Here is a 12343-nt window from a genome sequence, read left to right on the forward strand (position 1 = left end):
TTGCGGCGCTTTTTTCAAAAAGCGCCTGCTTTCTTCATCTCAGCGCCGCAGGATCGAGCGGCCGGCGAAGCGCGCCACCGGCCCGAGTTCGGCTTCGATGCGCAGGAGCTGGTTGTATTTCGCGGTACGGTCGGAGCGCGCCAGCGAGCCGGTCTTGATCTGCCCGCAATTGGTCGCGACCGCGAGATCGGCGATGGTGGCGTCCTCGGTCTCGCCGGAGCGGTGCGACATCACGGCGGTGAAGCCGGCGCGATGCGCGATGTCCACGGCCTCCAGCGTCTCGGTCAGCGTGCCGATCTGGTTCACCTTCACCAGAATCGAGTTGCCGGTGCCGGCCGCGATGCCGCGACGCAGCCGCGCCGGGTTGGTGACGAACAGATCGTCGCCAACGAGCTGGATCTTGCCGCCCAGCCGGTCGGTGAGCAGCTTCCAGCCTTCCCAGTCATCTTCCGCGCAACCGTCCTCGATCGAGCTGATCGGATAGCGGGCGGCGAGATCGGCCAGGTAATCCACCATCCCGGCGGCGTCGAATTTCCGCCCCTCGCCCTCGAGGTTATAAACGCCGTTGGCGAAGAATTCCGTGGCCGCACAGTCCAGGGCGAAGGTCACGTCGTCGCCCGGCTTGTAGCCGGCGCGCTCGCAGGCCTTGGCAATGAAGCCCAACGCCTCGTCCGCTGATTTCAGTCCCGGCGCGAAACCGCCTTCGTCACCCACATTGGTGTTGTGGCCGGCTTCGGAGAGCGCCTTTTTCAAGGTGTGGAAAATTTCCGCGCCGATGCGCACGGCTTCCGCGAGAGACGCGGCGCCGACCGGCTGGACCATGAATTCCTGAATGTCGATCGGGTTGTCGGCATGCTTGCCGCCATTGACGATGTTCATCATCGGCACCGGCAGGGTGCGAGCGCCGACGCCGCCGACATAGCGGTAGAGCGGCATGCCGTTATCCTCCGCCGCCGCCTTGGCCAGCGCCAGAGACACGCCGAGAATGGCATTGGCACCGAGGCGCGCCTTGTTGGGCGTGCCGTCCAGGTCGATCATGATATTGTCGATGGCGATCTGCTGCTCGGCATCCATGCCGCCGATCGCGTCGAGAATCTCGGTCTCCACCGCGGCGATCGCGTTGCGCACACCCTTGCCGCCATAGCGGGATTTGTCGCCATCGCGCAGTTCCACCGCCTCGTGCGCACCGGTCGACGCGCCGGACGGCACAGCGGCCCGGCCGAAAGCACCGGACTCCAGCAACACATCAACTTCGATCGTGGGATTGCCACGGCTATCGAGAATTTCGCGGGCAGTGATATCGGCAATGGCTGACATGGGCGTGCTCCTTCGGTTCGAAGTCGAGGTAAACCACGGTTTTACCTGAGGCAAGGCCGCGCGCGCCGGTGCGCGGCCAGCGAGCCGGGGGCGGCGAAACCGGCATGGCCCTGGCGCGGCGCGATGTTTTGCTGTTTTTTAGTCACCAAAAAGACGCCTTGCCCGGCGCAAGCCGGTGCACAATCAATCTAACGCAATCCTGTTTTAACGATTATCATAGGGACCGGAACCACCGGAGAATACCGCAATGAGCACACATCATTTGCCGGCATCGCCGCAAACCGTCAGCTTCGGGATTTTTGACGCCGCCATCCCGCCCGTCCTCACCGTTGCCTCCGGCGATACCGTGACGGTCGAGACCGTCTCCGGCGGCAGCTTGAATCTGGACCAGGTCCCGTTCGACGTGCCGCAGGCGCTGCGCGAAATCCAGGCGGCAAAGCTGCCCCGCATCGGCCCGCATCTCATGACCGGACCAATCGCCATCGCCAACGCCATGCCGGGCGACATGCTGGAAGTACGGATCGACGCCGTGGAGCCCGGCGCCGATTGGGGCTGGACCGCGGTGCTGCCAATGCTGGGCACGCTGCCGCAGGAATATTATCACCGCGACATCTCCTTCATCGGCGTGGACCGCGCGGCCCGCACCGCCCAGCTCCCCTGGGGCCCCGTCCTGCCGCTCACGCCGTTCTTCGGCGTGATGGGCGTCGCGCCGGCCCCCGTGCTCGGCCCGCTCTCCAGCAAGGAGCCGCGGAGTTTCGGCGGCAATATCGACAACAAGGAGCTGGTCGCGGGCAGCACGCTGTTCCTGCCCGTCTTCGTCCCCGGCGCGCATTTCTTCGCCGGCGACGGCCACGGCATGCAGGGCGACGGCGAAGTATGCATCACCGCGCTGGAAATGTGCCTGACCGGCACCTTCACCTTCATCCTGCACAAGCACACCGACCCGGGCCTGAAGAGCTTCCTTTACCCGCGCGCGGAAACGCCGACGCATTACATCAGCATGGGCATGCACGAGGACCTCGACGAGGCCATGCGCATCGCCCTGCGCGAAATGATCGCCTTCATTTGCAGCCGCAGCGACCTGACCCCGGTGGAGGCCTACAAAACCTGCTCCATGGCCGTGGATTTCCACGTGACGCAGACGGTGAACGGCGAGAAAGGCGTGCACGGCATGCTGCGCAAGGGGCTTATTTTCTGAAAGGAAGAAGGAAGAAAGTGAGTGGCCGCTTTTTAAAAAAAGCGGCGCAAAAACTTTTGTTTACGCTGGGCTATGGGCGTTGTCAGCGACAAAGCCCATAGCCCAGGTTTAAAAAAGTTTTTTGCTTCTTTTTTTCAAAAAAAAGCGCTTCCTTTCATTATCCTTCTTCCTGCTTCGGCACATTCGGACCGTACACGGCGCCGAACTGCTCCAGCGCCGCCTGCACCTCCGCGTCGCTCAGCAGCACCGGCCCGCCCGCCGCCAAGGACAGCACATATTGCTCCGCCAGCGCCTCCAGCTCGTTCGCGGCCGCCAGCGCGCTTTCGACGTCCTTGCCCACCGCCAGCCCGCCATGGTTGGCCATCAGGCAGGCGGTACGGCCTTCCAGCGCCGCCAGCACATTGGCGGAGAGTTCCGCGGTGCCGAACAAAGCGTAGGGCGCGCAGCGCACCGGCGCACCGCCGAACCGCGCGATCATGTAATGGCAGGCCGGGATTTCCTTGCGCGCCATCGAGAGCGCCGTGGTGTACGGCGCGTGATGATGCACCACCGCCCCCAACTCCGGCCGGGCGGCCAGAATGTCGAGATGAAAGCGCCATTCCGAGGAAGGGCGATAGCGGCCGCGATAGGCGCCGTAATCGCCGCCGGTGAGCAGCAGCGGGATCATCTCCGGCATCAGCGTGTCATAAGGCACGGCCGAAGGGGTGATGAGAATGCCATCCGCCGTGCGCAGGCTGAGATTGCCCGACGTGCCTTGCGCCAGGCCAAGGGCAGCCATTTTTTGCGCGGCGGCGATGAGGGTTTTGCGGTCGTCCATGCCTTGGTCCGTACGCCAGCCGCGAGGAGGAAGAAAGTGGCCGCTTTTTGAAAAAAGCGGCACCAAAAACTTTTGTTATGCTGGGCCTGGGACCGCGTCTCCGACAACGCCCATGGCCCAGCATAATAAAGTTTTTTTGCTACTTTTTGTTCACAAAAAGTAGCGCTTGCTTTCTTGGATTTTTGCTCAGTCAGGGGTTTCCTTTTGACTCGATTGCGCAATATCCTTCGCCGCAATGACAAGGGAGGCAAAAATACACCGGCGCGGGGTCATTTTCGGCCTGCTCGGGCTCGGCGGCTGTGCGGTGCTGGCGCCGCCGGGCACGCATCTGCCCAGCCTGCCGCGCGAGGCCAGCGGCCCCTATCGGCTCGGCGCGGGAGATACGCTGCTCATTCGCGTCTATGACCAGCCCCAGCTCTCGGGCCCGTTTTCCGTCAATGACAGCGGCAATGTCGATCTGCCGCTGCTCGGCTCGATTCCGGCCGCCGGCCTCGGCACCGGCCAGCTCGCTTCCGCCGTCGCCCGGTCGCTGCAAGACAGCCATCTGATCCTTCACCCGAGCGTCGCCGTGGAGGTCGTCAGCTACCGGCCCTTTTACATTCTGGGCGAGGTCAGCCGGCCCGGCCAGTACTCATTCCGTCCGGACATGACCGTCCTGACCGCAGTTTCCATCGCCGGCGGCTTCACGGACCGGGCGGTGGAAAGCTATGTAGGGGTCACGCGCGATAATGGCAGCACCCCTGCCGAGTATCGCGCTCCTCTTTTTGCACTGGCGCAACCCGGCGATGTCATTACCGTCTTTGAGCGTAGGTTCTAAAACCGGGCCCGTCCGGGTCGTCCTTTTCAACCTCGCAATTCTCAGCGCGGGTTTCGTCACCTTTCTGAACATGTGGTGCACCCAGTCCATCCTGCCGGTGCTGGCCGCCACTTTCCACATCCCCGAGGCCCGCACCAGCCTCACCGTCACCGCGCCTCTGGTCGCCACGGCCATGATGGCGCCGCTCATCGGCGCGATTTCCGACCGATTCGGCCGAAAAAAATTCATCTACGGCGCCGGGCTGGTGCTGGTGCTGCCCACCCTGCTGGCCGCCACCGCGCAAAGTTTCGACCTGTTCGTGCTGTGCCGCTTTCTCCAGGGCCTGACCCTGCCATTCATTTTCGCCATCACCGTCGCTTATATCGGCGAGGAAACCTCCGGCCCGGCGACGGCGCGGCTCGCCGGCACCTATATGTCGGGGACGATTTTCGGCGGCTTCTCCGGCCGGTTGATCACCGGTTTCGTGACCTCCGAATATGGCTGGCGGACGGCCCTCGTCGTCATCGCCATCCTCACTTTGCTGATCAGCCTGGCCGTTGCCGCGCTCCTGCCCCGGGAACAGAAATTCCGGCCGCTCTTCGGCATCGGCCGGGCGATGGCCTCCTTCCCGCTGCATTTGTCCAACCCGCGTTTGCTCGCCACCTTCACCGTCGGCTTCGGCGTTCTGTTCAGCCTGGTCGCGGTGTTCACCTACATCAATTTCCGCCTTGCCGCCGCCCCTTATGCCCTGGGGCCGGCGGCGCTGAGCGGGATTTTCATCGTCTATCTCGGCGGCGTGGTGATCAGCCCGATCGCCGCGCGCCTGAGCAACCGTTTCGGCCGCCGGGTGGTGATGGCCAGCGCCGTGCCGCTGATCCTGGCCGGATTGGCGCTCACTTTGGCGCGGCCGCTGCCGCTCATCGTGCTGGGGCTGCTGCTGGTTTGTTCCGCGATCTTCATGCAGCAGACCCTCGCCACCGCCTTTGTCAGCACGGTGGCGCAGACGGCAAAATCCACCGCGGTCGGGCTGTATGTGACGTTCTATTATGTCGGCGGCAGCTTCGGCGGCTTCGTGCCCGCCGGCCTCTGGCGCGACTATGGCTGGCCGGGCTGCGTCGCCATCGTCATCGCCATGCAGATCGTGATGCTGGCGGTGATGCTGCGGTTCTGGCGGCCGCCGGGCTTTGTCCGCGACACAGCCCATGACCCAGCATAAAAAAAGTTTTTGCGGCGCTTTTTTCAAAAAGCGCCTGCTTTCTTTTTGCTGCTTCTAACGAAACGTCACCGCCTGCCCCGCCGGCGCGCCCGCCACGGCACCGTCGCGCATCACGACCTTGCCACGCACGATGGTTGCCACCGGCCAGCCGGTGCATGTCACCCCGTCGAACGGTGTCCAGCCGCATTGGCTGGCGATCCAGGCATTTTCGATCCGCTTTGTCGCCTGCAAATCGACGATCGAGAAATCGGCGTCGTAGCCGGTGGAAATCCGCCCCTTGGCCACCGCGCCATAGATCCGCGCCGGTCCCGCCGCCATCAGGTCCACCATCCGTGCCAGAGATAATTTGCCGGCGGCCACCTGGGTCAGCATCATCGGCAGCAACGTCTGGACGCCGGTCAGCCCGGCGGCGCAGTCTGGCCAGGGTTTCTCCTTGGCGGCGCGCGGGTGCGGCGCGTGATCCGAGCCGATCGTGTCCACCGTGCCGTCGGCCACCGCCGCCCAGGCGGCGTGCAGATGCCGCTCATCGCGCAGCGGCGGGTTCATCACCCCATAGGCACCGAGCCGCTCGTAAACGTCCGGAGCGGATTGTACGAGATGGTTCAGCAGCACTTCGACGCTCATGAGGTCCTTGTGCGCCTTCAGGTAATCCAATTCCTCGGCGGTCGAGACATGCAGGATATGCCCTTTGCGCCCGGTCTTGCGCGCCAGGGCGGTGATCCGCCGCGTGCCGAGGAACGCGCATTCCACGTCGCGCCAGACCGCGTGGCTGCTGTAGGGATCGCCCGATTTGAACAGCGGCTTGCGTTCCTGCAGGCGGAACTCGTCCTCGGAATGGAAGGCGATGCGCCGCCGCCCGCTGCGCATCACGCGCTCGATGCTGGCATCGTCCTCGACCAGCAGATTGCCCGTCGAGGAGCCCGCGAAGACTTTCACCGCGCAGACGCCCGGCAGCGTCTCCAGCGTGCCGAGCTCGTCGGCATTCTCCTTGGTCGCGCCAACATAAATGCCGACATCGCAGAAAGCGTGACCAGGGATGTAATCATGCTTGGCGGTGAGTGTGGCGGCATCGGTCGCGGCCGGGTTGGTGTTGGGCATATCGAACACGGCGGTCACTCCGCCCAGCACCGCGCCGCGCGTGCCCGAGCGCATATCCTCGACGCCGGCCACACCGCCCTGCCCGCCATCGCGGAAATGCACATGCGGGTCGATGATCCCCGGCAGCACATGCAGGTTGGCAGCGTCGAAGATTTCCGCCGCGGGGCCGAGCCCGGTGCCGATCGCGGCGATGCGCCCGCCGGTCACGCCGATATCCGCCCGCACCTCTCCCCAGGGGAGAACCACGGTGCCGTTCCGCAGCAACAGATCAAAACTCATATGAACCCCCAAGGTTTGAAACGATATCGGCCGTCCTGAGCGGCGCGGCATCGAGCAGGTTCCGCGCCGCCGCCAGAACGGTTTCCAGCGCCAACCCCTCCATCGGCGCGTCCCCGGCCGGGCCGGGCGCGACGGCGATGGCGGTGCGCAGCCCCGCCGGGGCATATTCATCGGCCCGGGACCGGCCGAACAGGCCCAGCGTCGGCGTGCCGGCCGCGGCGGCAATATGCATCAGCCCGGAATCGTTGCCGATGAAAATTTGGCACCGCCGCAAGCAGGCGGCCACTTGCGCCAGGCTCAGCGAGCCGACCAGATCGATCGCGCCGGGGAGTGCGGCCAGCACCGGCGCCGCCCGCGCCCGCTCCGCCTCGCCCGGCCCGGCGAACACCGCCGCCCGCGCCCCGGGGATCTGCTCTGCCAAAGCCCGGAAAAGTGCCGCGAACCGTTCCGGCGGCCAGATTTTTCCCTCCCAGTTCGCGGTCGGCCCCAGGCCGATCACCGGCCCGTCGCCCAGCAACGCTGCCGCCCTGGCGTCATCCTCCGGCGCCGTCCAGGCCACCGGCAGCGGCGGCGGCGAAAAGCCCAGGCCCGCGCCGAGCTGCTCGAAACGCCGCCCCGGCCGCCGGCCGCCGCGCAGCATCCAGCGCCGCTTGGCCGCCACGAACAGCAGCACGCCCGACCCGCGCACATCCACCGCGATGTCCCACACATGGCCGACCAGCTTGGTCCAAAGCCGCAACCAGTGCAGATCGTAGCGTTCCTTGTCGAACACGATCAGCCGTTCCAGCCCCGGCAGGCGCTCGAACACGCCGGCCGCCACCACGCCGCATGCCACGGTAATCCGCGCCTGGGGGTTGTTCCGCCGCAATTGTTCCAGGATGCCGCAGGAAATCACCGCATCGCCGATGCGCGATGATGTTATGAACAGGATTCTCATTTGCCCGGCGGTCTAGCACGGGTTGCAGGCGCCACGCCAAGCACCCATGTCCGTCGGCATGGCTGATTTTGCATATCTCCCTGACCGGGGCGTGATTTCCGTTACCGGGCCTGACCGTGTGGCCTTCCTCAACGGGCTGATATCCAACGACGCCAAGCGCGCCGCGCCGGGCAACGCCGTGTGGGCGGCGCTGCTCACGCCACAAGGCCGCTATCTCAGTGATTTCTTCATCCTCGCCGAGGAGAACCGCCTGTTCCTCGACCTGCCGCGCGAAACGCTGGAAACGGTTCTGACCCGGCTGAAGCGCTACAAGCTCCGCGCCAATGTCGAACTGGCCGACCTCTCCAGCTCGTTCCGGGTCTACGCCGCCTGGAACGGTATGCCCCCGCCGGTCCCGGTGACCGCGCCGGACCCGCGCCTGCCGGAAGCCGGGTACCGCTGCCTGACCACCGACGAACTGCCCACCAACACCACCGCCGCCGATTATGACGCACACCGCTTGGCGCTCGGCCTGCCGAACGGCCCACCGGACCTCGAAGCGGACAAGACCCTGCTATTGGAAGCCGGGTTCGACGAGCTCAGCGGCGTCTCCTGGGACAAAGGCTGCTATATGGGCCAGGAGCTGACGGCGCGAACCAAATATCGCGGCCTGATCAAGCGCCGCCTGGTGCCGGTGAGCCTGAGCGCCCCCGCGCCGGCCGGCACGCCGGTGATGAGCAGCGACATCGAGGTCGGCACGTTGCGCTCGAGCGCCGGTGGCCTGGCGCTGGCGACCCTGCGGCTGGACGCCCTGGGTAAGCCCCTGCACGCCGGCGGCGCCCAGGTGCAGCCGCAAATTCCGGCCTGGATGCGCTTGCCGGAATAAGAGAAGAAAGTAGCCGCTTTTTTGAAAAAAAGCGGCGCAAAAAACTTTTATCGACGCTGGGCCTGAGGCGTTGAAACCGCACGGGCCCAGTTTAATAAAGTTTTTTTGCTACTTTTTGTTCACAAAAAGTAGCCTTCCTTGCTTAAGGCCTCACGCGATGTTGTCGGCTTTCAGCAGCGACCAGCCCGGCCGTGGCAACCTGCCTTCCTTGAAGCCGTTGCTTTCGAAATGCTGTGCCGCGGAGCTTACCGCGCCCGTGCGGATCGCCTCGGCGACGTCGGGATATTCCGCGAGATACCAGGCTTCATTCACATCGATCGCATACGGAAAGCGATTTTCGAAATAACCCGACGTGACGTAATGCTCACGTGCGGAGGCCAGATGCCCGGCACGGATCGCCTCGTCCACGTCGCGATAGGTGGTGCGATACCCGGCCTCGTCAATCTCGACGAACGACAGCATCCGTTGCAGCAGACCGAGCAGCTTGGTCTCCAGCAATTCAACATAATGCCCGCCCGTGCCGCTTCCGCTCATCAGATAGCTGTATGGCCACATGCAACCTCCACATCGAAAACAACATATTGTTTTGATATCGTTACTATGTATGATGCCCATAACAAGGATGGCTGACCGAGACAACGGTGAAAGTGCCGCAAAGGCAGCCGTTTAGTCTGGCAACGTGGTTTTTCTGCTTCCCGATCGGAATGGGCGGAGCGCGTCACATGAGCCTGCGCGGAAATGTCGACGGCATGGAGGGCGGCTACGTCGTCGGCTGGGCCGTGGGCGCGCAAGGCAACGCCATGATCACCATTACCGACGAAGATGGCGCGCTTCTGGCGAAGGGGCGCGCCTCCCGGCACCGGCCGGATCTCGCCAGCCTCGGCCTCGGCCGCACCAGTTTCGCATTCCGTCTTGCCGTGGCGCTCGGTATCGCGCCGCAACGCCTGCATGTGCACGCCGACGGCGAGGAATTGCCGGGCTCGCCCCTCATGACCGGCGCCGGCCAGTTCGACCTGCATTGCAGCCTCGAGGCGGCGACGGTCAACGGCTGGGTCACCGAGCGCGTGCCCGAATTCACGCCGCCTGCCATCGCAATCATCGACCAGCACGGCAACGAGCTCGGCCATGGCGTCGCGCGTGCCGAAGCGGCGCCGGCCGACCCGCTGTTCGCCCCCGCGCGCTTCGCAATTGAGCTGGAGGATGGCGCTTTCGGGACCGAGCGGCTGCTGCATGTGCAGATTGCCGGCCGCACGCTCGCCACCCTGCCCTGCCGCCTCACGCTTACCGGCCATCTGGAAACGGTCACTACCGAAACCGTCTCCGGCTGGCTGATCTCTCCCGAGGTTCCCGGCCGTCGCTTTACCATCGAGATCCGGCGCGACGGCCAGACGCTGGCGCCGGCGCGCTGCGAGCATGCGCGCGAGGATGTCCGCGCGCACTTTCCCGACTGCACCACCCCCGGCTTCTCCGCGTCTCTGAAGACGCTGCCGGCGGCGCGGGAAAGCTGCACGATCAGCCTGCGCCTGGGCCAAAGCGATGTGGAGTTGTTCGATGGGCCGTATCTCATCGCCAGCCGCGCCGCCGCCGTCTCCGCCGCGCATCGCCTCGCCTTCCGTGAGGAGACCGCCTCCCTGCCGGATGCCGAGCGCGCAATACTGCAACAGGCGCTGCAGGATTTTCTGCTCAAGGCCCGGCAACAGGAACGGCTGACCGTGCCCCGGATCGCTCTTGAGACGCCGCCGCCGCGCCTGGTGGTGCTCATTCCGGTTTATCGCGGCGTCGAGATCACGCGCGGCTGCATCGAGTCGGTTTTGGCGCAAGGCGAGGACGCCACCCTGCTGCTGATCAACGATTCCTCGCCCGAGCCCGGCATGGCGGAAATGCTGGCCGGCTACGCCCCTCGGCCCGACATCATTGTGCTCACCAACGCGGAGAATCTCGGCTTCGTGCGCACCGTGAATCGCGGCTTCGGCTTCGCCGCCGGCGCCGATATTCTGCTCCTGAATGCCGACACAATCCTCTATCCCGGCGCGCTGCGGGAGCTGCGCCGCATCGCCTCGGCCGGCGCGCAAATCGGCACGGTCACGGCGCTGTCGAACAACGCCACCGTCTTTTCCTATCCGCATGCGCAATTGCGCCGCGCCGAGCTGCCCGATATCGGCTGGGACGAGCTGGCGCGGGCAGCGCTTCAGATCGGCGCCGGCACCTACGCCGACGCGCCGACCGGCCATGGCTTCTGCCTGTTCATCAAAGCCGAAGTGCTGGCGCGCGTCGGGCTGTTCGACGAAGCGTTCGGCCGCGGCTATGGCGAGGAAAACGATTTCTGCCTGCGCGCCGCCGGGCTCGGCTACCGCAACGTCGCTGCCGGCGGCGTGCTGGTGGAACACAAGGAAAGCATCTCCTTCGCCGGCGAGAAATCCTCCCTGATCGCGCAGAACCTGCCCCGCCTCAATGCAGCCTATCCGGAATACACCCCGGTCGTCATGGCATTCGAACAGCAGGACGGGCTGCGCGGTTTGCGCTGGGGGCTGGACCGGCTACGCCTGGAACGCGCCGCCCGGCAGCAGCGCTTCATTCTGCTCGTCGGCAACCATCTCGAAGGCGGCACGGCCAAGGCGATGGACGATATCGAGCAGCGGATCGGGTATGGCGACGCGGTCCAGCTGCATCTGCGCGGGATCGGCGCCGGTATGATGGAACTGTCCTGCGACGCGCCATTGCTGCGCGCGCGCTTCATGCCGGACGAGATCGCGCCGCTGTTCCAGCTGCTCGAGGCCGCCGCGCCCAGCCACGTGCTGGTGCACCAGCTGCTGGGTTTCGACGCCGCTTTCATCGCCCGCCTCGGCGCCTGGACGCGGCCGCTTCATGGCGTGTTCTACGCCCATGATTTCTACGCCGCCTGCCCGCGCGTGACGATGATCGACGCGGTCGGGCGCTTTTGCGACCTGGCGGACAGCGCCACCTGCGCGCGCTGCGTGGCCATGGACGGCGCACATGAGACATCCGTGCTCGACGCCCTCACCCCGGCCGAACACCGAGCGCTGTTCGGCACGCTGTTCGCCTCGTTCCGCCACGTCGTTGCACCCTCGGAGGACGCAAAACGGCATCTCGCCCGTGCTTTTCCGGCGCAGCAAATCGAAATCGTGCCCCACCCCGAAAGCCGCCAGCGCCTCAGCCAGCGGCCGCGCTCCGGCGACGGGTCGGAAATCGTCCTGCTCGGCGCCATCGGCCCGCATAAAGGCTCGCAGCAATTGAAGGAGATCGCCCAGTTCGCGCGGCTCACGCACCCCAAGCTGCGGTTCCGCGTGATCGGCCATACCAATATCGACGCGGCGCTGACCGCGATCGGCAACGTCACCATCACCGGCCGCTACAAACCGGAAGATCTCGGTGCCTTGCTCGCGGAAACGCAAGGCTGGCTCGCTCTGTTTCTCTCGACTTGGCCGGAAACCTATTCCTACACCCTCTCCGAGGCCGTGCGTGCCGGCTTCGTGCCGCTGGTGCCCGATATCGGCGCGCCGGCCGAGCGGGTGCGCGCGGCGCGCTACGGCGCGGTGTTCCCTTTCCCCAGCCCGCCCGCCGCAGTGCTGGAGATGATCGACGGCATCATCGCCGGGCGGCTCCCCACGGTCGGCAAAAATGCGACGCCCGCGAGCTTCTTCCCGGCCACTTCCGTGCGGCGGGGCGCGGCGATCCTGGCGCTGGATAAGCCGGCGCTGGCTGTGGCTGAATAAGCAAGGAAGGAGCCGCTTTTTTGAAAAAAAGCGGCGCAAAAAACTTTTGTTATGCTGGGCCATGGGCATTGTCGCCGACGCAGCCC

At 65.3% G+C, this 12343-nt stretch carries 10 protein-coding genes; 5 read left to right on the forward strand and 5 right to left on the reverse strand.

Translation table 11 applies throughout. From position 1 onward, the window contains the following. Positions 1-39: 39 nt before the first annotated feature. Positions 40-1317 (reverse strand): phosphopyruvate hydratase, encoded by a 1278-nt coding sequence (gene eno, locus VNC39_RS15790; RefSeq protein ID WP_325400610.1) that lies wholly within the window; start codon positions 1315-1317, stop codon positions 40-42. A gap of 247 nt (positions 1318-1564) precedes the next feature. Between eno and VNC39_RS15795 the strand changes: the two genes are divergently transcribed. Then, positions 1565-2515: an acetamidase/formamidase family protein gene (locus tag VNC39_RS15795; protein WP_325400611.1), complete on the forward strand. Its 951-nt coding sequence runs from the start codon at positions 1565-1567 to the stop codon at positions 2513-2515. Positions 2516-2672: 157 nt separating this feature from the next. On the opposite strand, the gene VNC39_RS15800 is transcribed toward VNC39_RS15795, so the two are convergent. Further along, on the reverse strand, positions 2673-3332 hold the full coding sequence (locus tag VNC39_RS15800) for a class II aldolase/adducin family protein (RefSeq protein WP_325400612.1): 660 nt from the start codon (positions 3330-3332) through the stop codon (positions 2673-2675). 235 nt (positions 3333-3567) lie between these two features. Here VNC39_RS15800 and VNC39_RS15805 point away from each other — a divergent pair, with 235 nt between their 5' ends. Both VNC39_RS15805 and VNC39_RS15810 read left to right on the forward strand, forming a co-directional pair. Further along, the gene (locus VNC39_RS15805) at positions 3568-4149 is read left to right on the forward strand and encodes a polysaccharide biosynthesis/export family protein (RefSeq protein ID WP_325400613.1); all 582 of its coding nucleotides are present in this window, start codon (positions 3568-3570) and stop codon (positions 4147-4149) included. Continuing rightward, positions 4133-5344, forward strand: coding sequence for an MFS transporter (locus VNC39_RS15810; RefSeq protein WP_325400614.1), 1212 nt, complete (start codon positions 4133-4135; stop codon positions 5342-5344). Before VNC39_RS15805 ends, VNC39_RS15810 begins: the two co-directional genes overlap by 17 nt. A 54-nt stretch (positions 5345-5398) precedes the next feature. Here the strand turns inward: VNC39_RS15810 and VNC39_RS15815 are convergent, their stop codons facing one another. Together VNC39_RS15815 and VNC39_RS15820 are read right to left on the reverse strand one after the other, a co-directional pair. Next, entirely contained in the window at positions 5399-6721 is a 1323-nt protein-coding gene (locus tag VNC39_RS15815; protein WP_325400615.1) for a dihydroorotase, read from the reverse strand. Beyond that, the gene (locus VNC39_RS15820) at positions 6711-7658 is read right to left on the reverse strand and encodes a glycosyltransferase family 9 protein (RefSeq protein WP_325400616.1); all 948 of its coding nucleotides are present in this window, start codon (positions 7656-7658) and stop codon (positions 6711-6713) included. The genes VNC39_RS15815 and VNC39_RS15820 overlap by 11 nt, the downstream gene beginning before the upstream one ends. Before the next feature lie 58 nt (positions 7659-7716). On the opposite strand from VNC39_RS15820, the gene VNC39_RS15825 reads away from it, so the two are divergent. Further along, complete coding sequence (locus VNC39_RS15825; protein WP_325400617.1) at positions 7717-8523, forward strand: YgfZ/GcvT domain-containing protein; 807 nt, start codon at positions 7717-7719, stop codon at positions 8521-8523. Between the two features lie 150 nt (positions 8524-8673). Here VNC39_RS15825 and VNC39_RS15830 read toward each other — a convergent pair whose 3' ends face one another. Beyond that, positions 8674-9078, reverse strand: coding sequence for a hypothetical protein (locus VNC39_RS15830; protein ID WP_325400618.1), 405 nt, complete (start codon positions 9076-9078; stop codon positions 8674-8676). A gap of 167 nt (positions 9079-9245) precedes the next feature. Here VNC39_RS15830 and VNC39_RS15835 point away from each other — a divergent pair, with 167 nt between their 5' ends. Continuing rightward, positions 9246-12257, forward strand: coding sequence for a glycosyltransferase (locus tag VNC39_RS15835; RefSeq protein WP_325400619.1), 3012 nt, complete (start codon positions 9246-9248; stop codon positions 12255-12257). Positions 12258-12343: the final 86 nt, after the last annotated feature.

The sequence above is a fragment of the Acidocella sp. genome (genome assembly GCF_035535915.1).
Lineage (GTDB): Bacteria > Pseudomonadota > Alphaproteobacteria > Acetobacterales > Acetobacteraceae > Acidocella.